The sequence below is a fragment of the Xanthomonas sp. WHRI 10204 genome (assembly GCF_040202875.1).
Taxonomy (GTDB): domain Bacteria; phylum Pseudomonadota; class Gammaproteobacteria; order Xanthomonadales; family Xanthomonadaceae; genus Xanthomonas.
In genome coordinates, this window is the sequence record NZ_JBEGDW010000001.1 from 1,350,823 (window position 1) to 1,375,448 (window position 24,626).

Below are 24,626 nucleotides of genomic sequence, written 5' to 3' on the forward strand. Positions count from 1 at the left end.
CCAGCGTAAGTGGGCACGGCCTTGCGGGCGCATGCGGTGAGCTTTGTTGAGGCTTTGCTGGCAGCCGCGGTTCACGCAGCGGCTGCAGATGCCTGGTGGGAGGAGTGCAGGGCTGGCGGTACCTGGCGGCACTGGCCGATACCCGCAAGAAAACGGCGACCCAACGAGGAGCGAAGGTCAGCGTGCCGATGGCGGCATCGAGAACAAGAGTGGCCAACCCAAGGTGCCGGGTGATCAAGGCAGCTTGCTGCACAGACACGTACGCGCTGTCGTCTGTCATCGGTACCGGCCGTTTGCAACGAATGCGATAGGCCCGCGTGAGCGGGCCTATGCAGTGGGTCCAGCAGCGGAGCGCTTGCAGCCGCGCTTACCAGATCACCACGCGGTCCTTGTCGGGCCGCACCATCGCATCGCCCGGCTTGCAGGCGAAGGCAGTGGCGAATTGCGGCATGTTGGCGGGAGAGGCGATGGCGCGCAGCATGCTTGGCGCGTGCGGATCCGAGGCCAGGGCGACCATCTGCTGTTGCTCGCGCACGCGTTGACGCCAGCTGCGCGCAAAAGCCAGAAAGAAACGTTGCTCGGGACTGTAGCCGTCGATCGCCTTTGCCCGCTCGGGATGCTGATGCAGGGCGGTCTGCAGCGCGTCGTAGGCCACGTTGGTGCCGCCCAGGTCGGCGATGTTTTCGCCCAGGGTGAGCTTGCCGTTGACGTGCAGTGTCGGGTGTTTCGGCAGTGGGGTATAGGCATCGAACTGTTTGACCAACTGCGCGCTGCGCTGCTCGAACTTGCGTCGATCCTCGGCCGTCCACCAGTTGACGTTGTTGCCTGCACCATCGAACTGGCTGCCCTCGTCGTCGAACCCATGGCTGGCCTCGTGACCGATCACCGCGCCAATGCCGCCATAGTTCAATGCATCGTCTGCGGCGGCGTCGAAATACGGTGGCTGCAGGATTCCCGCAGGGAAATTGATCGAATTGGTGCCAGGGTCGTAGTACGCGTTGACCGTCTGCGGGGTCATCTGCCAACGTGTGCGGTCAGTCGGTTTACCGATCTGCGCGATGTCGTAGCGATAGTTGAACTTGGCCGCTGCCTGCAGATTGCGGTAATACGCGCCGGGGACGATCTCCAGCCCGGACCAGTCACGCCAGGTATCCGGGTAACCGATCTTGGGCAGGAAGGTGTTCCACTTGGCGATGGCCTTGGCTTTGGTCTCCGCGCTCATCCAGTCGACGTTTTCGATGCGCGTCTTGAGCGCGGCACGGACGTTGTCCACCAGCTCGCCGGCGCGCTGTTTGGCCTCGGGCGTAAACACCTTGGCGACGTAGAGTTGACCCATGCCTTCGCCCATTGAGCCATTGACCGCGTGCAGGACTTGCTTCCAGCGCGGCAGCTGTTCCGGCTGCCCGGACAGGGTCTTGTCATAGAAGGCAAACTGGTTGTCGACAAAGACCTTGCTGAGTCGCGGGGAGGCGCCATCGATGGCGTGGAAGCGCAGGTAGGCTTGCCACTGCGCAACGGGCGCGCTGGCCAGCTCGTGGTCGAACGCAGCAAAAAAGCGCGGCTGTGCCAGCGAGAATCCGCTGCCGGCGTCCACACCCTGGGCGGCGAAGAAATCCTTCCAGGAAAAATGCGGTGTGAGCTTGTCAGCCTCGGCGATGCTGAGCAGGTGGTACTGGTTCTTGGGTTCGCGTGCGTCCACCGGTGCCAGCGATGCGGCGGCCAGGCGCGTTTCAAGTGCCAGTACATCCTTCGCCTGCGTCTTGGCGGCATCGGCGGTGCTGCCGGTGAGCTCGAACGACTTGGCGATATAGGCAAGGTAGGCCGCGCGGATGGGCGCGTGTTCTGCGTCGGTGTAATAGTCCTTGGTCGGCAGGCCAAGACCGCCTTCCTGCGTAAAGGCGATTTGGATCGCGGCGTTGTGGAAGTCCGCACCTGCACCGAATGCGAACACCTGCGCATCGCCTTCGCCATGACGGCTGATGATGTAACCGGCGACATCCTTGCCGGACGTCAATGCGGCAATGGCGTCCAGTTGTGGCTGGATCGGCTGGGCGCCAGCTGCTTCGATGGCGGCTTCGTCCATGCCGGCGGCATAGAGCGTGCCGATTTTCTGCTCCAGCGACGTTGCATGTTTGCCCGGCTGGGCGGCGGCAGTTTCAACAATGTTGCGCTGAATGGCCTTGCTTTTTTCGGACAGGATTTCGTCCACGCCCCAGCTGGTGTGATCGGGCGGAATTGGATTGGTGCTTGCCCAGCTGCCGTTGACGAATTCGTCAAGGTTCTGACAGGCGCTGGCTGCTGGGCCGAGTTCGCTGATGTCGAACGCAGGCGTTGCCGGGGCGGCAGGGACAGCCGCAGATGTCTGGGGCGCGGTGTTTGCCGGCGTGCCGATGTCTTCGGCGTTGCGCTTGCAGCCTGCCAGGGCCACAACCAGTGCAACGGCGAGCGTGGAAGTCTTGAACAATGGCATGAACGTCGGCCGTGGAAGGAACGAGGAACGCCGAGCATAAGCGGGCGCGGCCCTGCCTGCGTACACGTTGAGCTTTGTTGAGGCTTATGCGCCGATACCGTGATGGATGCAGGTCCAACCGCGTGCAGTGTGCCGCGAGGGCGGCGGTCGGATGCTTGAAGCGATTGGTTGAGCTGTTGTCGGTCGCAATGCATGTGGCTGGCCGGCGTGATTCACCTACCAGGCAAAAGAAAAAGCGACAGAATCAAAAAAAACGGGCGACGATCTTTCGATCGCCGCCCGCCTGATTTACCACGCGTGCGCAATTACCAGATCACGACCTGCTGATCGCCCTGACGCACCATCGCATCGCCTGCCTTGCACGAGAACGCGGCGGCAAATGCCGGCATGTTCGACGGTGCACCGATGGCGCGGAAGTTGGCCGGCGCGTGCGGGTCGGTCTTCAACCGCACTACCAGTTCTTCCGGGGTGAAGTTGCGACGCCACACCGTGGCCCAGTTGAGGAAGAAGCGCTGGTCGCGGGTGATGCCGTCGGTCTTGGGGTCGTCCTTGCCGGCAGTAGCGGTCTTCATAGCGTCGTAAGCGGTGTTGAGGCCGCCCAGGTCGGCGATGTTTTCGCCCAGGGTCAGCTCGCCCTTGACCTTGTCGCCAGCCGGCGTGCGGTAGCCGTCGAACTGCGCGATGAGCTTGCTGGTACGGCCCTTGAACGCATCCAGATCCTTTTGCGTCCACCAACCCGGATCGGGGATGAAGTTGCCATCGGCACCGAAGCGGCTGCCCTGGTCGTCGTAACCGTGCGTCATTTCATGCCCGATCACCGCGCCGATACCACCGTAGTTCATTTCCTCCGGCGCATTCGGGTCGAAGAACGGCGGCTGCAGGATGGCGGCCGGGAACACGATCTCGTTCTGCAGCGGGTTGTAATAAGCGTTGACCGTCTGCGGGCTCATGCCCCATTCGGTCTTGTCCACCGGCTTGCCGACCTTGGAAAGGTTCCACTTGTAGTTGAATTCCTGCGCGGCCAGCACGTTGCCCAGGTAGCTATCGCGACTGGTGGCAAGGCCGTTCCACTCGCGCCACTTGTCCGGGAAGCCGATCTTGGGCGTGAAGCTTTCCCACTTGGCGATCGCCTTGGCCTTGGTCTCCGGACTCATCCAGTCCAGCTTCTCGATGCGCGCCTTCAATGCGGTGCGCAGGTTGGTCACCAGGGTTTCCATCTTGGCCTTGGAATCGGCCGGAAAGGCGACCTTGACGTACATCTGGCCCAGCGTTTCGCCGGCCTGGCCGTTGATGGTGGCCAGCACGCGCTTCCAGCGCGGCTTGATTTCCTTCTGACCGCGCAGGGTCTTGTTGTAGAACGCGAAGTTCTCATCGACGAACGGCTGGCTCAGGAACGGCGACGCGCTATCGACGGTGTGGAAGCGCAAGTAAGCGCGCCAGATCGCCGGGTCGGTGTCGGCGATCATCTTGCTCACTTCCTGATGGAAGGCCGGGATCGCCAGCGAGAACATCTCCGGCGTGGTCACGCCCTGCGACTTGAAGAACTCGGTCCACGACCAATTCGGCGTCAGCTTGTCGGCATCGGCCGGGGAGATCGGGTTATAGGCCAGCGAGGCGTCGCGCGACATCTGCGTGCTGGTCTTGGAGACCTTGGCCAGGCGGGTTTCGAACGCGACCACCTGCTTGGCCTGCGCGGTGGCATCGGCTGCCGCGATGCCGGACAGCTCCAGCACCTTGGCGATGTGCGCCTGGTATGCCTCCAGCTTGGCCTTGTTGCCGGCGCTGGTGTAGTACTCCGGGTCCGGCAGGCCCAGGCCGCCCTGCATGGCGTAGGCGATGTTCTGGCTGGACTTCTTGAAATCGGCTTCGGCGCCGAAGCTGAAGAGCGCGTTGTCGCCCTTGGCGGCGCTGCTGCGCAGATAGTCGACCAGCTTGGCCTGGTCGCTGATGGCGTCGATGGCGCCAAGCTGCGGTTTCAGCGGCTCGATGCCCTGGGCGTTGATCTTGGCTTCGTCCATACCGGTCGACCACAGGTCGCCGACGATCTTTTCCACACCGGTGGCGCCGGTGTCGGCTGCGGCCTGTTCGGCCAGCTGCTGCTGGATCGCATTGGAGCGCTCGTCGAGCATTTCGAACGCGCCCCAGCTGGTGCGGTCGCCCGGCACCGGATTTGCGGCCAGAAACTTGGCGTTTGCGTAGGCGTTCAGATCGGTACAGGCGTTGCCATTGGCATCCAGATCGGCCGCGGTGAATTGGTTCACCGCCGGCAGCTTGCTCTGGTCCAGGGTCAGCGTCTTGGGCGCGGCGGGCGCGGCCGCTGCAGTATCGCCAGCCGGAGCCGCAGGCGCGGCGTCGTCGGACTTCTTGCAACCGCTCAGCGCGGCCGCTACGGCCAGGGTCAGCGTCAATAGATGAGGTGTTCGAATCACAAAGGCTCCAGGAGCGACAGTCGATTGGGAAGCCCCGTCACGGGGCTGTGGCCGGCACTCTACGCCTCGCCAGCCGACAGGCATGGTGTCGAAGGTCATGGATGCGGGGTGTGTAGAAACGCGGGTTCGGGGTGCGCTTGCGTGCCGCTGCGCGCGCATGGGACTGCACCTAGCGGCAGTCCGGTGCTGGCGCGTTCCACGCGCCGCGGCTCCGGACCACACTCGTGGTCGCTTGGCCTGGTCGTCGATGTCTAGGTAGGTGAGCGGGCAGCGCATCGCGTCGGACAGCGCATCGCGATCGAGGCGGCCGCTATTGCTCGAATGGTCCGGCTGCGCAAGCGGTGATATATACGGCTGCATGCCTACCGCTTCCCAACCGTTGGACGCTTTGATCATCGGCGCCGGCCATAATGGCCTGGTATGCGCTGCGTATCTGGCCCGGGCCGGCAAACGCGTGCGGGTACTGGAAGCGCGCGATGTCGTTGGCGGCGCAGCTGTTACCGAAGAGTTCCACCCGGGGTTCCGCAACTCGGTCGCGTCCTACACCGTGTCGTTGTTGCAGCCCAAGGTCATCGCCGATCTCGCGTTGGAACGGCATGGGTTGCGCGTGGTTGCGCGCCGCATCAATAATTTTTTGCCGCAGCCCAATGGCGAGTATCTGCTGGCTGGCGCGGGGCGCACCGCTGAAGAAATCGCCAAGTTCTCCGTGCGCGATGCAGCTGCACTGCCAGCGTACGAAGCGCACCTGGAGCGATTGGCCGACGTGTTGCGCGCATTGGCATTGCAGGCGCCGCCGAATGTGACCGAGGGCGGATGGTTGCAGGCGTTGCCGCAGCTGTGGCGCGCGGGCAAAGTGGGTCTGCAGCTGCAGGACTTAACGCTTGCGTTGCGACAAGACCTGCTCGACCTGTTCACCATTTCGGCCGCCGAGTATCTGGATCGCTGGTTCGAAAGCGCACCGATCAAGACGTTATTCGGCTTCGACGGCATCGTCGGCAATTACGCCAGCCCGTACACACCAGGCACGGCGTACGTGTTGTTGCATCACGTGTTCGGGCAAAGCAATGGCGTCAAAGGCGCCTGGGGCCACGCGATCGGCGGCATGGGCGCCATCACCCAGGCGATGGCCGCCAGTGCGCGCGAATACGGCGCGCAGATTCGCACCGGCTGTGCGGTAGATCAAGTGTTGGTGGAGCAGGGGCATGCGGTGGGCGTGATGACGGTCGATGGCGAAACGCTGCGCGCGCGTGCCGTGGTTGCGAACGTCAACCCGAAGTTGCTCTACCAGCGTTTGATGCGAGCCGAGGACGTACCAGAGGCCACGCGCGAACGCATCGTCCATTACCGCTGCGGATCCGGCACGTTCCGCATGAATGTTGCACTGTCGCGTCTTCCCGATTTCACTGCGTTGCCCGGCGCCGGCGACCATCTCACTGCCGGTATCATCCTGGCGCCGAGTCTGGACTACATGGACCGCGCCTGGCAGGACGCACGCGCCTTGGGATGGTCGCGCGAACCGGTGGTCGAATTGCTGATACCCAGCACGCTGGACGACTCGCTGGCACCGCCTGGCCAGCATGTGGCCAGCCTGTTCTGTCAGCACGTTGCACCCACACTGCCAGATGGCCGCCACTGGGACGACCATCGTGACGAAGTCGCCGATCTGATGATCGCCACCGTGGAGCGCTACGCACCGGGATTTACCGCATCGATCCTGGGCCGCCAGGTGCTGAGTCCACTGGATCTAGAACGTATCTTTGGGCTGATTGACGGCGACATCTTCCACGGCGCGCTCAGCCTCAACCAACTGTTCAGCGCACGCCCGATGCTGGGGCAGGGTGCCTATCGCGGTGCGGTTCCGGGTTTATATCTCTGCGGCGCGGGAACACACCCTGGTGGCGGGGTAACAGGGGCGCCTGGACATAATGCTGCGCGGGTGATTTTGGGTAGGTAAGACCTATGGCGCAGACCAGCGGACGCAAAAAAAAGCCCTGAAAACCAGGGCTTTGGAGCAAAGCATTACATCACCGGAAGCGTCATGACGACGCTTCCGGTGCCTGCGATCAGAAATCGTAGGATGCGGACAGGCGCACATAGCGCGGAGTGTTATAGAAATACGGCTGTGTACCAATTCCATAGGTGTTGGAAACCGTAAAGCTGTCGTCTTCGTAGGTACTATCGATACGCGTCACCGAGCGATCGTTGATAACGTTGAAGACCTGCAGACCCAACGCAAGTTTGTGATCTGCAAAGGATGGGCGATAGGTCACGCCGAGATCGAGATTTTTGATCCACGGGGTGCGCCCCGCGTCACCAGGTCGAGACGGCGATCCGCCGCAATAGTGATAACCCGAACCGTATCCAATCGGGTCGCTGGCGTCGGTTCCGAAGTAACCCAGGCAGGATTTCGGGGTGCCTGACAACACCCGCAGCGTGGCCGACGCCATCCATTCGGGTGTGATCTGGTAGGCGCCGAAAGCTTTCAGCTGATGACGGCGGTCATTCGCCAGGCTGCCGCCCGCGTAGTACATCAATTCAGCCGAATCCCAGTCCTGCGTTTTTGAGACGTCGGACTGGCCGATGTCGGATTTCACCTGACCTTCGGTGTTGCCGTAGCTGTGCGACCATGTGTAATCGACACGGCCATACCACTTCTCATCGAATGGATGTTCAAGGAATAGGTCCACGGCAACATAGCTGCGTTTCGCTTTGTCTGTGAAGCCCCAGTCGGATTGGGACATGCCGACAGATGTGTAGCCCGAGCCATCGACATTAGCCAAGTTATAGGTGTTGGTCTCGCCAGGGTTGAACATCACGCAGCCTGGGATGGACACCGTATCCGAATCGATGCCAGCAGCTGTCAGCTTGGTTGCAATGCGGCCGGTATCGCAAACATCGTCGATAGCGGTCTGCAATTTACGATAGGTGACTTTTGCGCCGGTATTCCAACTGTCGCCCAGCGTCTTTTCAAAGCCAAGAATCAGCTCATCTTGATACTGTGATTTCAAATCGGTCGGCGCAAAAGCATTTGGATCAGGGGCCAGGCCGTATTCGCCATTGCTGGAAACCGGGCCAGGGCCAAGTGCAGTGCCAAGGATTGGTTCGCCGTTTGCATCAATGCCGGTATATGTGAAGTATTCGTCGGTGTAGGTGGATGCCGATGCACCGCGCACTGCCACGCTATTGGGCAGTGCAAGGTAATAGCGACCCAAGTTAGCGAAGATCTTCAACGAAGAGTCGCCGAATACGTCCCAACTAGCGCCAAGACGCGGAGCCCACTGATCGCCACTATCTACGTAGGGCACGTGGTCGCTGTTGTAGTTGGTGAATTGGTCGTTGCGGATACCAAGCGTCACCAGCCAGTTGTCGTTGACCTGCCAACGATCTTCCAGGTAATACGCTTTCTGTTCGACCGCCATGCTGGTGGTAGTTGTGAAGATGCGACGTTGTGCGTAATAGCCTTGCCCACCGGAGGGGCCAACACCCAATGCGGAGTTGATCGGCACATTCGGGTTGGATTGCTTGCCATAGATCCATTGATAGCCAGGACCGGTCGTACGTACGCCCTCGTCATAGGCATTGAAGTACATGTTGTCCACGCCTGCGGTCAGGTCATGGTTGCCGATGCGGTATTCGAGTTCCAAACGCAGGCTACGGGTCTTGTTGACCGGGTCGTCTGCTTTGGCGCGGTTGGTTGCCTGGTCGTTGCGGATCGGCGTGCCGCCATTGAGTGCAGGGTCTTGATTGGTCACGCTACCCAGGAACGGCAAGTCCGAGATGAACGGATTGAACTGCTGGTTGTGCTGCTTGCTGCGGCCCCACGTTGCATTCAGGGTCAAATCATCGGTCAAATAACCGGTGTACTTGAAGATGTCGTAGGTGTCTTTGATCTTGTTGGTGTCGGGGAAGGTGCCAGTTGCTCCGCCGCCAACCAGGCCGTCGTAGTCGAAGGCTGTGTAATACCCTGCGCGTCGATCGGTATTCTGAACTCGCGTGTATTCGAGGATATTGCTGTCGTTGATATTCCAGTCCAACTTGCCATAGAACTTTGGCGTGTTGTAGTCGTAATTGTTGCGTCCCTGGATGCTGGAAGTAACCGAGTTGGTGGACACGCCTTCTGTTTTTTCCGTCTCGCCCGCGACAAAAATAAACAATCTGTCTTCGATCAGCGGGCCGCCTGCGTAGGCGCTATAGACGGTACGGGTCTGAGTGTCGTTTTTTGAACGGCGGAACAGTGTGCCGGGTTGGTCAGCGTTGGTGTATTTGTAGTTTGCTGGCAGCGTCTTGTTCGGAAACCAAACGTCTCCAGGCGAACTGGCCAGCGAATCCGGTTCCCAGATGGCCTGCACGCCAAAGTGCCATTCGTTGGTGCCGCGCTTGCCCAGCTGATTAATTACGCCGCCGGTAGAGCGGCCGTATTTGGCGCTATAGCCACCGGTGTATGTTTCCTGCTGGTCGATTGCCCCGTATGGCAGGCTGACGCCACCGAGATTGCTCAGCGGATTGCTGACGTTGAAGCCGTTGATGTAATAGGCATTTTCCGTCACGCCCGAGCCACCAAAAGAAACGACCGAGCGCGAGCCATTGCTAAAAGCCCCACTACCGGAGACCGCACCCGGCGCCAACAACGCAATCGCTTCTGCACTGCGTCCCAGCGGCAGAGTGGCCAGCTGCTCGGAGGTGATCACCGAACGCGAACTGGTCGAACTGACATCGATCTTCGGTGCGTTGGCGGCAGTGACCGTGATCGCGCCAAGCGTGGTCGCATCGGCGTTGCCTGCGGCGCTGGCGCCTGCAAACGACACTTCGGTGCCCGAGCCGACGCGCAGCTGCACATTCTTGCGGGTATCGACGACCTGGTCGCCGCGCTTCAGGGTGACGGTGTAGGCGCCAACCGGCAGCGAGCCGAGGTTGTAGCGGCTGTTTGCGTCGATGGTGATGGTGCGGCTCAGGCCGGTGTCGCTCTGCACGACGATCGTGCTGCCGGCTTCGGAGGGAGCGCTGCCGTAGATGCTGCCGGTGGTGCTCTGCGCGTAGACCGCGCCGTTGGTTAGGCAAGCACCGAGCACGACGGCGAGAGCGGTGCGCTTGAGGACTTGGCGACGAAACTGATTGCTCATTCCTGACCTTTCAACTGGAGTACGGATAAGGTGACGGTCATCGGGAAGTCAGATGGCCTTAACCCGAACGTAATGAATGTCTGCTTTGCAGCGCAAGCAGTTGAAACGATTTATTAATGAAATAGGCGGGATCCGCATCCGAAGTGAGGAATTCGGCACACATTCAAGCCGTGCGACACATGCAAAGAAACAACCTCAACAACAAGCGGGTTTCGGTAGTTACATTCGATACAGATAAGCTAGGCGGCGCGAAGCAAGCGCGACCACATCGCGGGAATCGGTCCCTTGGGAGACACGTCGCGCTCCAGCTCGCCACGTCGCCGCCAAAAAAAAAAGCCCCGACAAGCGGGGCTTTTTCCTACATGTCACTTCCGGTCAAAACCGCACCGTCGTCCCCAGGTAGAAGAACCGGCCGACGTTGTCGTACAACGCCGAGTTGAAATCCGAGCCGAAGTAGTTGCGCGGCGGATCCTTGTCGAAGGCATTGTCGATGCCGAGGTAGACGTCGATCTTCGAGCCGGGGAATTGATAGCCGAACTGGAAGTTGTGATACGTGTACGAGCCGTTCTTGATCGGGCTGGCCGAACCCGGGTTGCTGTTATAGCTCTCCGGGGTCACACGCAGGTTGCCGTCCACATAGTTCATGTCCCACGAGGCGCGCCATTCGTTCCAGTTGTACTTGGTCTGGAACTGCGCGCGCCAGCGCGGGTCGGTCACGTAGGTCACGTACTCGTCGTATTCCTGCGGGAAATCCTGAAAGACCCATTCGCGCGACTGGATCAGCCGGGTGCCGACCAGCCGCAGCACTGTGTTGCCTTCGCCGATCTGGAAGCGGTAATCCATTTCCAGATCCACGCCGACGCGGCGCGAGCGGGCCAGGTTTTCGTTCAAGGCCTGCCAACCGATGATGCTGTGCTCGGGGTAGATGCGTCCCTGTGGGTCGGTAAAGCCGCCCAGCGGGGCGCGCTGTACGAAGCCGCAAAAGCTGTTGTTGACGCCGCCCGGGTTGTCCACGCAACGCGTGGCATTGGTCTCGGCCGTCACCGTACCGATGGCATCGCGCAGATCGATGCGCCAGTAGTCGATCGACATGCCGAAGCCTTCGAAGAACTCCGGCTGCCACACCAGTCCGTACGACAGGCTGCGCGCGCGCTCCGGCTTCAACTCCGGATTGCCGCCGCTGACACCGGGACGGGTCGAGGTAAAGGTGTCGATCCAGCCGACCGGCACGCCCAACGCGCTGCAGTTGGACTGGCGCAATCCCACATCGCCTGCGGTACCAGGGCGATTGGAATTGGTCGGCAGGTAGTTGCAGGGGTCGTTGATGGTGGCGAAGTTCTCGCTCTGCGAGTCGTACAGCTCGCCGATGCTGGGCGCACGCACCGCCTGCGCCAGCGTGCCGCGCAACCGCAGCGACGGGATGATGGTCCAGTCCAGACCGATGTTCCAGGTCTTGGTCGAGCCGATGCTGTCGTAGTCCGAATAGCGCCCGGCCACATCCAGCGCCAACCGATCTACGCCCGGCAGGCCGGCCAGTAACGGAATGGTGCTTTCGACGAAGATTTCCTTGACGGTGTACTCGCCGCCGCTGTTGGGGATGGCGTTGAGGAAGGTCACGCCCGAGGCTGCCAACGGATCGGTGATTTCCTCGCTTTGTTCCTTGCGGTATTCCACGCCGCCGGCAATGCCGATGTCGCCGGCCGGCAGCGACAGCAGGTTGCTGTTGGCCACCGACGCACTGAACACGGTCTGCTGGATCTTGGCCTGCGCGCGCGCGGTGGTGTTGAACCAGGCGGCAGCTTCCGGCGTGACCGCGCCATTGCCGAAGACGCTGAAAGGCACGCAGCCTTCGCGCGCCAGTGCCGAATACACGCGATTGGTGTTGGGGTTGATCGCGTTCGGGTCCAGCGTGGTGCGGCAGACGATATTGCCGCTGGCATCGCGCGCAGCATCGATGCCGGCCTGCCAGCGCTCGTTGATGCGGTTGTTGAGGTTGAGGCGGTCCACCGTGGTCTTGCCATAGTTGGCAGACACGTCGTAGGTCCAGTTGTCGGTGAAGTTGCCTTCGGCACCGAGCACGGCGCGGTAGGTTTTGCGCTCGATGTTTTCGCCGCGACGGCCGGCATCGACGTTGAAACGGTTCATCAGGATCTGGGTGGCGCCGCGCGAATCCATCAGCGCGCCGAGCTGCGGGCTGACATACGGGTTCTGCCGGCGCACGCGCAGCGAGCTATCGAATGCGGGCTGGCCGAAGAATTCCGAATCGGTCTCGCTGTACTTGCCTTCGAAGAACAGGCGATGGTTTTCGCTCAGTTCGAAGTTCACCATCGTGTTGACGCTCTTGCGATCGAAGCCCGGCTGCAGGTCGGCAACCGCATTGAGATCGACAAAATCGCAATCCACGCACGAGGTGTTGCTGACCACCGTGCCGTTATAGCGGTTGCGGCGGAAGCTGCCATCTTCACCGAACAGATAGCGGTTGCCGTAGGTGGCCGGATTGCGGAAATCGAACGTGCCCAGGTTGAAGGTGCCGCCGTAAGAGGTGCTGTGGTTGCCGCCCGGGCCGCTGAGCACGGTCTGCGGGTTGCTTTCGCTCGGTGGGCGGGTCGGATCGAAGCTCGGGTTCTGCACGCTGACCAGATACTCGCGGCCAATGGCGCGGTTGCCGCGACCGAAGCGATCCTGCTTGCTGTACTCGCCCGAGATCGCAATGTTGCCGCGGCCTTCGGCAAAGTCGGTGCCGGCAGAAAAGCTGGCGAACGAGCGGTTGTAGTTGCCCTCATCAGCCAGGCCGGTTTGCGCCCGGGTCTCGAAGCCAGTGAAGTTCTTCTTGAGGATGAAGTTGACCACGCCGGCCACCGCATCGGCGCCATACACCGCCGACGCGCCGCCGGTGATGACCTCCACGCGTTCGACCCATTCCACCGGAATCGTGTTGACGTCCACCGCGGTCGAGCCGGGGCTGGAGCCCACATGGCGGCGACCGTTGACCAGCACCAGCGTGCGGTCGGTGCCCATCCCGCGCAGGTCGAGCAGACCCAGGCCGGCGGTGCCGATGAAGCGGGTGGAGTTGCCCAGCGTGTAGCTCGGTGCCAGGGCTGGCATGCGCGCCATCAGGTCGCTGATGGTGGTCGCGCCGGTGGCGCGGATCTCTTCGGCGGTGATCGCGGTGACCGGCGACGGCGTGACGAAGCCGGTACGCGCAATGCGCGAGCCGGTGACGGTCACCTTGTCCAGATCGGTGGTGCCGGGAGCCACGCCATTTTCGGATTGCGCAGCGACGTGGCCGGCGGGGGCGACCAGCGCGACCAACAGGGCGGCGCTCAAACGATGACGGTGGTTACGTTGCGGGAGACGACTCGACATGAACGTGCGGATTCCTTGCTGGGATGAGTCCAACAGCCGTGCTCACTGAGCGCGGGCTGAATTGATCCCCGAACGTAACAAGTCCTTCACCATGTGTCCACAATTGTGAAATATGTCGAGGATTGGCACGCGTGCCCCTGGCGCCGTCGCGTGCTTCGGAGCGAGGGCGATATCGGGGGCAACCGGCACGAGCCGGTAAACTGAGCGCCATTCGCGGCGCGCGCTGGGCGTTGGTCCTCGCGACCGCACACGACGAAACGGGACAGGTAATGGCAATGATGTTGGATAACAATGCGCGCGCAGTGACCGGCGACGCAGCAGGCAGCCAGGCATGAGCGGCGAACGCAGGATCGCCGCGCACGCGGTGCAGGGCGCGCTTGCTCCGCATCCACGCATCCGCAATGTCATTGCGGTGGGGTCGGGCAAGGGCGGGGTGGGCAAGTCCACCACTGCAGTGAATCTGGCGTTGGCGCTGCGGCAGCAGGGCGCGCGCGTCGGCGTGCTGGACGCCGACATCTACGGGCCGAGCGTGCCGGCAATGCTGGGGTTGAGCGGCAAACCCGACAGCCCGGACAACAAGTCGATCGAGCCATTGCGCGCATTCGGGATCGAGGCGATGTCGATCGGCCTGCTGGTCGATCAGGACACGCCGATGATCTGGCGCGGGCCGATGGCCACCTCGGCGCTGACCCAGCTGTTCAACGACACGCTGTGGGACGACCTGGATTACTTGCTGATCGATCTGCCGCCCGGCACCGGCGATATCCAGCTGACCCTGTCGCAGAAGATTCCGGTGGCCGGCGCGGTGATCGTGACCACGCCGCAGGACATCGCCACGCTGGATGCGCGCAAGGCGCTGAAGATGTTCGAAAAGGTCGAGGTGCCGGTGTTGGGCATCATCGAGAACATGGCGGTGCATACCTGCAGCAACTGCGGCCATCGCGAGCATCTGTTCGGCGAAGGCGGCGGCGAGCGCATGGCCGCGCAGTACGGCGTGCCGTTGCTGGGGTCCCTGCCGTTGGCGATCGCCATCCGCGAGCAGGGCGATGCGGGCCAGCCGATCGTGATCGCCGCGCCGGACTCTGCTGCCGCGCAGGCCTACCTGGCGGCAGCCAGGCGGCTATCGGAAGAGTTGGGCAAGCGTCCGCGCGCCAGTATTCCGATTTCCGCCTCGCTGCTGTAATCCGCCGGCCGGCCTCCGGTGCCGGCCGCTGCTAGACTTTGCCGTCTTTCGCGCGGGCCGACCGGCCTGCCGCCTACCGTCTTCAAGGAACACCGCATGAGCATCAAGAGCGACCGCTGGATCAAGCGCATGGCCGAGCAGCACGCGATGATCGAGCCGTTCGAGCCCGGCCAGATCAAGCACGACGCCGCAGGCCAGCGCATCGTCAGCTTCGGCACTTCCAGCTACGGCTACGACGTGCGTTGCTCGCGCGAGTTCAAGATTTTTACCAACATCAACTCGACCATTGTCGACCCCAAGCATTTCGACCCAGGCAGCTTTGTCGATGTCGAATCGGATGTCTGCATCATCCCGCCGAACAGTTTTGCGCTGGCACGTACGGTGGAATACTTCCGCATCCCGCGCGATACGTTGGTGGTGTGCCTGGGCAAGAGCACCTACGCGCGCTGCGGCATCATCGTCAACGTCACCCCGCTGGAGCCGGAGTGGGAAGGCCACGTGACCCTGGAATTCAGCAACACCACGCCGCTGCCGGCGCGCATCTATGCCAACGAAGGCGTGGCGCAGATGCTGTTTTTCCAGTCCGACGAAGTGTGCGAAACCTCGTACAAGGACCGCGGTGGCAAGTACCAGGGCCAGACCGGCGTGACCTTGCCGCGCACGTGATGCGCTGCATGGGTGTCGACGTAAGCGCGTCGGCAGCCGGCGGCAGCAGGGCCGTGACGCGCTGATGCCATATCAAGGGTGTGCGGTGCACGGGATGCGTCGTGTGCCTGCGTGGCACATAGCGTGCGAGGTCGCTATCGCCAGCGCTCCTGGCCCGCAGCTCAGTCGGTTGCCAGCACCGGTTTGCGGCGACGCATCAGCTGGTGGACGCCGGCCCAGATAATCATCAACGGCCACCACGCCGCAATCACGTCGCCCAGGTCGATGCGGCTCAGGCCAAGATTGTTGAGCAGGAACATCCCGCCCATGACGATCAAAAACAGGCCGGAAGTCAGTCGGTAATGCATGGCGGCGTCCTCGTTGGGTGTGAGGCCATGCTGCGCGCGATGGCCCCGCCAATCAGGTGCCGGAAGTCAACAGTTGCGGGTGACAGTCGTCATGTCGCGCTGCTGCCGGGTGCGCATTGATCGTGAGTTGGCATCAGGGCGCACGCGGTACCGACGACGGACGCGATGGTCATGGTCGCTGCAACATCGGAAAATGGTGTTGGATCAGAAAATGGTGCTGGATCAGAACGCTTCATCGAATGCACTAGGCTTCGCACGTACCCTCATCCGCCCCTTCGGGGCACCTTCTCCCGAGGGGAGAAGGGGGCATTGCGGCTGAACTGCTACGCGAGCTAGCAGCGCCGAGACACCGCTGTGACGACTCCCCAATCCCGACTCCCCAATCCCAGCCCCACCTACTTGCCACGCCCGAACAACATGCCGATGCCGCAGGCCACCAGCGCGGCCGGCCACCAGGTGGCGATCAGCTTGCCCAGACTGAGATTGGTCCAGCCCAGGTTGTTGGCCAGAAACAGCAGGCCCACAAGGATCAGGATCAGCGCGGCGACGACATTGGATTTCATGCGAGAGGGCAGCTTGGCGAACGGGCGCCTATCGTAGCCGCTGCGCCCATGCCGCGACACGCTCCTGTAAGGCGTCGGCGGCAAACCGCTGTGCGTGGCCGCTGCCCCAGACCGGCCCCGGCCAGGCCGCATCGCCGGGATGACGGCCGACCAGGTGCACGTGCAGCTGCCGCACGATATTGCCCAGCGCCCCGATGTTGAGCTTGGTCACGGCAGGTTCCACTCGCAGCAACTGCGAGAGCTGGTTGATCTCGGCCAGCAACAGGCGCTGCTGGCCGCCATCCAGATCGATCCACTCGCTGACGTCGGCCACCCGCGGCACCAGCACCAGCCAGGGGAAGCGGGTGTCGTCCATCAAGCGCACCTGCGACAGCGGCCCGTCGGCGACGAACACGCTGTCGGCGGCCAGCCGCGCATCCAGCTCGAAGTCGCTTGCCGCAGGGGCGCTCGATGCCGGTGCGCTCATCCCAGATGCGCCTCGAAGAAACCCAGGGTGCGTTCGAGCGCACGCTTGGCGCTGTCGGCGTCGTAGTGGTTGGGGTCGATGCTGCGATTGAAGGCGTGGCCGGTGGGATACACGAAGGTTTCCATCTGCGGCAGTTTTTCGCGGTGCGTCTGGATCGCTTCCGGCGGGATGCTGGCGTCCTGTTCGCCGAAGTGGAACATCACCGGCGCTCTGGGCGTTTCGTCCAGCAGCTGGGTGTTGCGGCCGCCGTAATAGCTCACCGACGGCAGGCCCAGGCGGATGGCCGACAGCAGCGCCACCGAGCCGCCCCAGCAATACCCCACCGTGCCCACCTTGCCGGCGCGGGTCAGCAGGGTGGCGGCGGATTTGACCACCTCCACTGCGCGTTCCAGGCCCACCGCGTTGGCCAGGGCCAGGCCGCGTTGCACACTGGGCTGGTCGTACGGCAGTTGCACGTCCTTTTCTTCCAGATCGAAGAAGGCCGGCGCCAGCACTTCATAGCCGCGTGCGGCGTAGTCGTCGGCGACCGCGCGGATATGTTCGTTGACGCCGAAGATTTCCTGGATCACCACCAGGCCGCCGCGCGGGCTGGAGGCGGGGGTGGCGTGCCAGGCGGCAACCTGGCCGTCGGGGGTGTCGAGCGTAGTCCAGTGACCCATGGGAATTCCTGATGTGCAGCGAGGGAGGCGCGCATTATCGACCGGACCGGCATGGTGAAAAGTGAGGGTTTCGCAAAGCCGGCCGGGCTGGCGCGTCTTTGCGGTTCAGAGCGTTGCCCGCACGCCGCTATAATTGGCCTTGCCCAGGCCCCAGGCCGCTCCACTTCCCAGGCTCCTGCTTCCATGTCCCAGCTGAACCCCAAAGTCGGCTTCGTCAGCCTTGGCTGCCCGAAGGCGCTCGTCGATTCCGAACGCATCCTCACCCAGCTGCGCGTGGAGGGCTACGACATCGTGCCCAGCTACGACGCGGCCGACGTGGTGGTGGTCAATACCTGCGGCTTCATCGATTCGGCGGTGACCGAATCGCTGGATGCGATCGGCGAGGCGATGAACGCCAACGGCAAGGTGATCGTCACCGGCTGCCTGGGCAAGCGCCCCGAGCAGATCCGCGCGGCCTACCCGCAGGTGCTGGCGGTGTCCGGCCCGCAGGACTACCAGAGTGTGATGGAGGCGGTACATGCGGCCTTGCCGCCACGCCACGACCCGTTCGTGGATCTGGTGCCGGACTACGGCATCAAGCTGACCCCGCGCCATTACGCGTATTTGAAGATTTCCGAAGGCTGCAACCACCGTTGCAGCTTCTGCATCATTCCCTCGATGCGTGGCGATCTGGCCTCGCGCCCGGTGGACGAGGTGCTGCGCGAAGCCGAGCGGCTGGTGCGTGGCGGCGTCAAGGAACTACTGGTGGTGTCGCAGGACACCTCGGCCTATGGCGTGGACCTGAAGTACGCCGAGCGCCCGTGGCGCGACCGCATGTACCAGACCCGCATGAAGGCGCTGTGCGAAGGCTTGTCGGAGCTGGGCGTGTGGACGCGCCTGCATTACGTGTATCCGTATCCGCACGTGGACGATGTGATTCCGCTGATGGCCGAAGGCAAGCTGCTGCCGTATCTGGACATCCCGTTCCAGCACGCCAGCCCGCGCATCCTCAAGCTGATGAAGCGGCCCGGTGCGGTGGAAAAAACCCTCGAGCGCGTGCAGCGCTGGAAGGCGATGTGCCCGGAGATCACGGTGCGCTCGACCTTCATCGTCGGCTTCCCCGGCGAGACCGAGGCGGAGTTCGAATCGCTGCTGGAGTTTCTGGATCAGGCGCAGCTGGACCGTGTCGGTGCATTCGCCTACTCGCCGGTGGACGGCGCCAGTGCCAATGCACTGCCCGACCCGGTGCCGGAAGAAGTAAAGCAGGAGCGCCTGGCGCGCTTCATGGCCAAGCAGGCGGAGATTTCCGCCATGCGGCTGGAAGCCAAGATCGGCAGCGTGCAGCAATGCCTGGTCGATCTGGTCGAAGACGACATCGCCGTGGCACGTTCGCGCGCGGACGCGCCGGAGATCGACGGCCTGGTGCATATCCAGAACGGCGGCGAGCTTGGGCTGAAGGTCGGCGACCTGATCGATGTAGAAATCACCGACAGCGATGAACACGATTTGTTCGGCGACGCATTGCCGCCCACCGGCGCTGCCCAGCAGGGGCGCGCGTTGAACCTGCAGATGGTGTAACCGGCCGCGAGCCGGCGCACGTTGCGCAACAGCAACGTGCGACACCAAGCCGTCACAGGCCTATCGTAGGAGCGCGCCAGAGCGCGACAGGGCTGTTACCGATCAAGCCAACCGCCCACGCTGTGCGCCTATAGCGCAGCCGATCGCATCAGCTGCCTGCTTGTGGCTCCGCGCCGAGCGCATCGCCCAGCAGGGTGGCGTTCGCGTCAGCGCGCGATGCTTCTTGCCGATAACACCATCGCGCAAAGGCGCCTCTACAGCTCAGCCGCCTGCGTCACTTGCTCACTGACTGCCGTAATTCACCGACACCACCACAAAGGTGTGCTTTCCGGCCGGCAGTTGCGCTTCGAACTCATCGTCCACACGCTTTTTCAGCAGCGCGCGCGCCAGCGGCGAATCGATGCTGATCCAGCCCAGGCCGGCATCGGTTTCGTCCGGACCGACGATGCGATAGCGCAACAGCTCGCCACTATCGGCATCTTCCAGCTCCACTTGCGCGCCAAAAAACACCGCGTGCGGGTCGGTCGGCGCGGTATCCACCACGCGCAACGCTTCCAGGCGTTTACTGAGATAGCGCACACGGCGGTCGATCTCGCCCAGCTGCTTCTTGCGATAGGTGTACTCGGCATTTTCCGATCGATCGCCCTCGGCGGCAGCCGCGGCCAGTGCGCGCACCACCTCGGGACGCCGCACCCGCCACAGATCTTCCAGTTCGACCTTCAGACGGGTGTGACCCTCGGGCGTGATCAACGCGGTGCTCTTTTCGGCGGGCGGGCGCCAGCGGCTCATGTCGGGCTTGGGGTGTCGAACAGCGGGGGCGCGATGCTAGCGCGCATGGACGGCTTGCGCATCTGCCGCCGCCCGGCGAAGCTTTGCGCCATTCTCGGACACGGACGTTGTCATGTTGCTCATGCCGCTGCACAAACCCTGGTCGCGCCAGAACATTCCGTGGGTGACGCTGCTGCTGGTGCTGATCAATGTCGTTGTCTATCTGGGCTATCAGCGCAAGGACGATGCGCTGGTCGAAAACGCCGTGCATTACTACGTCGCGTCGGGGCTGGGCACACTGGAAGCGCAGGCCCACGCACGCTACCTGGCGCAGACTACCGACGCCAAGCTGCGCACCGCGCGACAGGGCAAGCTGGACAGCGTGCCGGCGCCGCAGCGCATCGCGTATCTGGCGCATTTGACACTGCACGATGTCGCCTTTGCGCAGGCGTTGCGCGGCGGCGCGTTATTCAAGGACGAAGAGCAGATGCGCGAATGGCGCGGTCTACGTGCGCCTTACGATGCCCGCCTGTCTAGGGTGTTCACGCTGCGTTATCTGCAACGCAGTTCGGAGTGGTCGCCGGCCCGGATGCTGACGGCCACGTTCCTGCATGGCGACTTCGATCATTTGCTCGGCAATATGGTGTTTCTGTTGGCGCTGGGCACCTTGCTGGAAGGGGCGATCGGCAGCGGCTGGTTTTTGCTGCTGTATCTGCTGGGCGGGTTTGGCGCCAGCGCGGCCAGCCTGTGGTGGCGCTGGGGCGAGCCCGGCGGCGGGCTGGGCGCGTCCGGTGCGATCGCCGCATTGATGGGGGCGTTCTGCGTGGTGTGGGGCCGCCGTCGGGTGCGGTTTTTCTACTGGTTTTTTGTGGTCTTCAACTACGTGCGCGGGCCGGCGATTCTGCTGCTGCCACTGTGGCTGGGCTGGGAGTTGTACAGCCTGCTGGGCAGCGATAACGGCGGTGTCGCCTTCGAAGCGCATGCCGGCGGCTTGGTCAGCGGTGCGCTGCTCGGTGCGTTGCTGGTGGCGGTGCGGCAAACCCGCCCGGCCTTCATGGACGAGGATGCCGCCGCACAGGTGGACGACCGCTGGGAGCGTGCGCAGCGCCATCTGGGTCGCATGGAGAACCTTGAAGCCGAGCGGCTGCTCGCCGAGCTTGCCAGCGAGACGCCACACAGCCCGGACGTTGCGCTGGCCCGTTACCGCGTGGCCCGCAACGCCGGCCGCACGCAGGACGCCGTGCGCCATGCACAGACGCTGTTGCACCTGCCCAGCCATAACGCACAGCAGACGCGCGTCCAGCTAGGCGTGGCAGCAGAACTGAGCAAGGACACGATTGCCGTTGCGCTACCGGCACGCATGGCCCTGGTCGGCGCGTGCCTGCGTACCGGGTTGCTGGCCGATGCCGAGCGTTTGTTGAAGGAGTGCGACATCGATGCGCCACGCGCCGAACTGGCCCAGCAGTGGTTTGTGCTGGCGCTGCGGCACGGCGAACTGCAGGCTGGCGAACAGCGCACACGGGTATTGCAGCTGGTGCGCGATCAATTTCCGGAGCAGGGGCAGGCGGTCAAGGCGCGGTTTCTGCTTGAGAATGGTTGACGCGGCTGCGTGTTCGAGTGGATTTCGGCGGTATCGGTGGCAGGCGTTTTAAAGCCGTATCAGCAGCGGCTAGCCGAGCCCAGCGAGCGGTCGTCGGTACGATTGAATGGTGCGCTCAGTACTCACTACATGCCGTTTTGAGAGCCGAGCGCGCGCACTTGCGGCTATGCAGGCGCTTTATGAGGTGCGTCAAACCGGTTTTGAGGGCGGGCCGCCACTGTCCGGCTGCGGCGATGTGTGTTGGACTGCCAAGAGCGGCTAACAGAACGTAGCCAGTAGTCGTCAGGTGGGTGTGGATGGCGCGGCCGAACCGGGGTGTACGAGTGGTCCATGGAGCACCGTGCACCGGCCGGCGGTGAGCGCAGTCGTTTTGTTAGATGCGCTACGCCGGTTGGATCGCAACCGCCCGTAACGCCGCGTCCAGCTTTGCGCGTTGTGCGGCATCGTCGCAATGCTCCAAGGCGCTTTGCAGGATGACGCGTGCCTGCTCATCGCGGCCGAAACGCTCGGCCAGCATCAGGCCGGCATCCAGCGACCAGCTCGGCAACATCGGATCGCGTGGCCAGCCTGCGATGGCGGCCAGTAGCCCATCGGTCGCAAGCTGAAACTGCCCGGCCATCTTGGCGCGCTCGGCCAGCAACGTGGCCTGTTCCGGGAGCAGCGGGGTAAACGCGGGATCGCTGTCCAGTGCTTCGCGCTGCAGCGCGAGCGCACGACGCTCCTGCTTTTCCTGCAGCAGGCGGTTGATGTACTGCCGGGTGTGCTCGCGCAACTCGTCGTTGCGATGGTGCTGGCGCAGCAGACGTTGATACAGCTCGTGCACTGCCAGGCTCACTGCGCGCGAGCGTACCGCGCCACGCAATGCCTGGAACGCCTCGTCGGAATGCCCGTCGCGCACATACTGCTCGGCCTCATCGAGCAGGCGCTGATCCGGGTCGGCGCGTTCGTGCACATCCCCGCCGCTGGGGACATAGCCCAGCGCTTCGTGGTACTGGTACACCAGATACCCGAGCAGATGAAAACTGGCGAACAGGGTCCAGATCGAGGTCATCATCACCGTCGCCTCGCGCACCAGCGGCGGCAGATATTTCAGTGCGACGAAGACTGCTGCGGTACCGCTGCCCTGGATCACGTAAAGCAGGCCGTAGGCGGCCAGATACGGCCAGCCGATCCGCAGCGCCATGTCGATCGACACCGCCGGGTTGAGCGCGCGGCGCAGGCTGCCATCGATGGCGAGCGAGATCAGCATGCCGGGCAGCAACAGCATGGTGCCCAGATAAGCGATGGTCAGCCCGAATTTACCTGCAAGCGCGGCGGCGACGCCGATCACGATGCCCAGTGCAAAGGCCAGCAGGATCAAACGCAGCACCGCACTGTCGAAGCTGTTGTAGCCGAGCTTCGGCGCATCTGGCTGGCCATCGGCGGTATGGCGCAGGATATCGAAGGCATAGGTGTAGGTCGCCATGCCCAGCACGCCCATGACCACCAGTTTGAGGATGCCCGGCAGGACCAGCAGCGCGCTGCACAGCGTCAGTGCGATCAGCGCATACAGCGCCGAGCCGCGCAGCGGATAAGTGGCGATCGCCGGGATGCGGGTCCAGAACGGTGCAGGTGCAGCCTGCGCGGCAACCCTGTGCGCGCGAAAACGGTCTTCCATGACGCTCCCCAAGCGTGTGATGTACCGGGATTGTGCGGCGATGCGCGGCTGGGTGCAATTGGGATAGCGCGGCTGCCCGGTGACGTCGAGCTGGGTGGGATTCGATGTCTGCCGCACGCAATCCTGCGGCTGCAGCCTGGCGCCGTGGATATCGTGGCGTTGACAGGCGGCGTAGGCGGGACCTGTGTGGTCAGCCGCACGGAGACGCCGATGGTGCCGCCGGCACGTAGCTGGCTCACAACGATTGAACGCAGTGCGACGGGCGAGCCATCGAACATCAGGAACCATCGGCCGCGCAATGGACTTCTGCGTGGAACCTATGGTTCGCTACCGGTCGGCTGCCGGCCATGTGGCGACGTTGCTGCAGGCGGCACGCGCTGACGTGTAATCGCGGTGGCGCAGTCATTCCCCTATCGCAAGGAGTTCTGCTTGAATCCATCTGTCGCCGACACCCCGCAGGTTCGCATTCGCAGCATCGATGTGCTGTCCGACAACTGGTATGTGCTGCGCAAGGTCACCTTCGATTTTCAGCGCAAGGACGGCCGCTGGCAGACGGTGTCGCGCGAGGCGTATGACCGCGGTAACGGCGCCACCATCCTGCTCTACAGTCGTGCCAAGCAGACGGTGATGCTGACCCGGCAGTTCCGCCTGCCGACGCTGCTCAATGGCAACCCGGATGGCATGCTGATCGAAACCTGCGCCGGCTTGCTCGACCACGACGATGCGCTGACCTGCATCCGCAAAGAAACCGAAGAAGAAACCGGCTACCGCATCGACAACGTGCGCAAGGTATTCGAGGCCTTCATGAGCCCGGGCTCGGTCACCGAACGCCTGTACTTCTTCGTCGGCGAATACTTCGATGGCGACAAGGTGAGCGACGGTGGCGGCGTGGAAGAAGACGGCGAAGAGATCGAGGTGTTGGAACTGTCGCTCGACGCTGCGCTGTCGATGATCGCGTCCGGCGAGATCGCCGACGCCAAGACCATCATGCTGCTGCAGTACGCCAAATTGCATGGCGTGCTGAATTAACCTGAAAATAAGCTTCCTCAGATTACTGGCGTGGCTAGACGGCGAAGGTGTCGCGTCATCGTCTTACGACGACCGCGAAATTGCGAGTCTTGCGCAGCAGTGCTCGTAGTCCGTAGAAGTAGAGCTGTTGTAGAGAGTCAACCCATTAAAATTACTGGCCTTTACTCGCCACAGTCCTTCGCGCAAAAAGGCGTGCCGTTGTCAGCGCACCCTTCTAAGCACCTTGTCGTCGTATTCCGGAGATCTGCCGCTGTGGCAGTTATGGCCGTCTTGAGCGAGGATGTAAATGGGGTGCTTGTGGTCCGAGGGGAGAGGATCCTCTTCGACGGCAAACCCGTAGATGTTCGGTCCTACCATCGGATCGTCGACGTCTATGAAGTTGAGCACCAGACAGCTACCGCTTGCCTCGTCCATGTCCCAGGCGCCGGTAATCGTCCGGGTAGGGCCGTTCAGTTGGTTGCCAGCGATGCAGGTGGTTTTTAACGTGTAGCGCTGCATGTTTCTGCTGGGAGTCGGCATCGAAAGAAAAAGCTCTGCGCGGACAGTCTGGCAGTCTTGCGTATAGGAGGCGAGTTGCCCCGTGTAGGTGCCGGTCAATACCTGCTGCCGCTTTAGAGGCCAAAGATCACTCCGACCTTTCTGTGCAGCTGAGGCCGTGCTGACGACGAAAAGTACGAGGGCAATCGTGCAGGTCAGCAGGGTCTTCTTGGCATCCTTGCTCATGGTGCTTCCTCATTTGTTTGGGT

The 24,626-nt window shown here is 62.8% G+C and carries 17 protein-coding genes and 1 other RNA gene; 6 read left to right on the forward strand and 12 right to left on the reverse strand.

Annotation, left to right across the window (positions count from 1 at the left end; genetic code table 11):
- Positions 1-367: 367 nt before the first annotated feature.
- A complete protein-coding gene (locus tag ABQZ00_RS05870; RefSeq protein ID WP_323537366.1) occupies positions 368-2,470 on the reverse strand; it encodes a M13 family metallopeptidase in 2,103 nt (700 codons plus the stop codon).
- 305 nt (positions 2,471-2,775) lie between these two features.
- Entirely contained in the window at positions 2,776-4,878 is a 2,103-nt protein-coding gene (locus ABQZ00_RS05875; protein WP_323537447.1) for a M13 family metallopeptidase, read from the reverse strand.
- 379 nt (positions 4,879-5,257) lie between these two features.
- Here ABQZ00_RS05875 and ABQZ00_RS05880 point away from each other — a divergent pair, with 379 nt between their 5' ends.
- Positions 5,258-6,853: a phytoene desaturase family protein gene (locus ABQZ00_RS05880; protein ID WP_323537365.1), complete on the forward strand. Its 1,596-nt coding sequence runs from the start codon at positions 5,258-5,260 to the stop codon at positions 6,851-6,853.
- A 109-nt stretch (positions 6,854-6,962) separates the two neighbouring features.
- On the opposite strand, the gene ABQZ00_RS05885 is transcribed toward ABQZ00_RS05880, so the two are convergent.
- Together ABQZ00_RS05885 and ABQZ00_RS05890 are read right to left on the reverse strand one after the other, a co-directional pair.
- The gene (locus ABQZ00_RS05885; RefSeq protein WP_323537364.1) at positions 6,963-10,019 is read right to left on the reverse strand and encodes a TonB-dependent receptor; all 3,057 of its coding nucleotides are present in this window, start codon (positions 10,017-10,019) and stop codon (positions 6,963-6,965) included.
- 375 nt (positions 10,020-10,394) lie between these two features.
- Positions 10,395-13,385: a TonB-dependent receptor plug domain-containing protein gene (locus ABQZ00_RS05890; RefSeq protein ID WP_323537363.1), complete on the reverse strand. Its 2,991-nt coding sequence runs from the start codon at positions 13,383-13,385 to the stop codon at positions 10,395-10,397.
- A gap of 331 nt (positions 13,386-13,716) precedes the next feature.
- Between ABQZ00_RS05890 and apbC the strand changes: the two genes are divergently transcribed.
- Both apbC and dcd read left to right on the forward strand, forming a co-directional pair.
- A complete protein-coding gene (gene apbC, locus ABQZ00_RS05895) occupies positions 13,717-14,568 on the forward strand; it encodes an iron-sulfur cluster carrier protein ApbC (protein ID WP_055850004.1) in 852 nt (283 codons plus the stop codon).
- A gap of 96 nt (positions 14,569-14,664) precedes the next feature.
- The gene (gene dcd / locus ABQZ00_RS05900) at positions 14,665-15,234 is read left to right on the forward strand and encodes a dCTP deaminase (RefSeq protein WP_055850006.1); all 570 of its coding nucleotides are present in this window, start codon (positions 14,665-14,667) and stop codon (positions 15,232-15,234) included.
- 161 nt (positions 15,235-15,395) lie between these two features.
- Here the strand turns inward: dcd and ABQZ00_RS05905 are convergent, their stop codons facing one another.
- From ABQZ00_RS05905 to ABQZ00_RS05920, 4 genes are all read right to left on the reverse strand, one after another.
- Positions 15,396-15,581: a LiaF transmembrane domain-containing protein gene (locus tag ABQZ00_RS05905; RefSeq protein ID WP_055850008.1), complete on the reverse strand. Its 186-nt coding sequence runs from the start codon at positions 15,579-15,581 to the stop codon at positions 15,396-15,398.
- Positions 15,582-15,976: 395 nt separating this feature from the next.
- Positions 15,977-16,144 carry a LiaI-LiaF-like domain-containing protein gene (locus ABQZ00_RS05910; RefSeq protein ID WP_005994260.1) on the reverse strand — a complete coding sequence of 56 codons (168 nt, stop codon included), beginning with the start codon at positions 16,142-16,144 and terminating at the stop codon, positions 15,977-15,979.
- 28 nt (positions 16,145-16,172) lie between these two features.
- Positions 16,173-16,610: an HIT domain-containing protein gene (locus ABQZ00_RS05915; RefSeq protein ID WP_323537362.1), complete on the reverse strand. Its 438-nt coding sequence runs from the start codon at positions 16,608-16,610 to the stop codon at positions 16,173-16,175.
- The gene (locus ABQZ00_RS05920) at positions 16,607-17,269 is read right to left on the reverse strand and encodes a dienelactone hydrolase family protein (protein ID WP_323537361.1); all 663 of its coding nucleotides are present in this window, start codon (positions 17,267-17,269) and stop codon (positions 16,607-16,609) included. The genes ABQZ00_RS05915 and ABQZ00_RS05920 overlap by 4 nt, the downstream gene beginning before the upstream one ends.
- A 183-nt stretch (positions 17,270-17,452) precedes the next feature.
- Between ABQZ00_RS05920 and rimO the strand changes: the two genes are divergently transcribed.
- A complete protein-coding gene (gene rimO / locus ABQZ00_RS05925) occupies positions 17,453-18,826 on the forward strand; it encodes a 30S ribosomal protein S12 methylthiotransferase RimO (protein WP_323537360.1) in 1,374 nt (457 codons plus the stop codon).
- 282 nt (positions 18,827-19,108) lie between these two features.
- Here the strand turns inward: rimO and greB are convergent, their stop codons facing one another.
- Positions 19,109-19,615 carry a transcription elongation factor GreB gene (gene greB / locus ABQZ00_RS05930; RefSeq protein WP_323537359.1) on the reverse strand — a complete coding sequence of 169 codons (507 nt, stop codon included), beginning with the start codon at positions 19,613-19,615 and terminating at the stop codon, positions 19,109-19,111.
- Positions 19,616-19,727: 112 nt separating this feature from the next.
- Between greB and ABQZ00_RS05935 the strand changes: the two genes are divergently transcribed.
- Positions 19,728-21,194, forward strand: a complete 1,467-nt coding sequence (locus ABQZ00_RS05935; RefSeq protein WP_323537358.1) for a rhomboid family intramembrane serine protease — start codon at positions 19,728-19,730, stop codon at positions 21,192-21,194.
- A gap of 256 nt (positions 21,195-21,450) precedes the next feature.
- Here ABQZ00_RS05935 and ABQZ00_RS05940 read toward each other — a convergent pair.
- Together ABQZ00_RS05940 and ABQZ00_RS05945 are read right to left on the reverse strand one after the other, a co-directional pair.
- Positions 21,451-21,526: non-coding RNA, sX9 sRNA (locus ABQZ00_RS05940), on the reverse strand.
- Positions 21,527-21,576: 50 nt separating this feature from the next.
- A complete protein-coding gene (locus tag ABQZ00_RS05945; RefSeq protein WP_323537357.1) occupies positions 21,577-22,851 on the reverse strand; it encodes a hypothetical protein in 1,275 nt (424 codons plus the stop codon).
- A 429-nt stretch (positions 22,852-23,280) separates the two neighbouring features.
- On the opposite strand from ABQZ00_RS05945, the gene nudK reads away from it, so the two are divergent.
- Positions 23,281-23,880 carry a GDP-mannose pyrophosphatase NudK gene (nudK, locus tag ABQZ00_RS05950; RefSeq protein WP_323537356.1) on the forward strand — a complete coding sequence of 200 codons (600 nt, stop codon included), beginning with the start codon at positions 23,281-23,283 and terminating at the stop codon, positions 23,878-23,880.
- A 201-nt stretch (positions 23,881-24,081) separates the two neighbouring features.
- On the opposite strand, the gene ABQZ00_RS05955 is transcribed toward nudK, so the two are convergent.
- A complete protein-coding gene (locus tag ABQZ00_RS05955; RefSeq protein WP_323537355.1) occupies positions 24,082-24,603 on the reverse strand; it encodes a hypothetical protein in 522 nt (173 codons plus the stop codon).
- Positions 24,604-24,626: the final 23 nt, after the last annotated feature.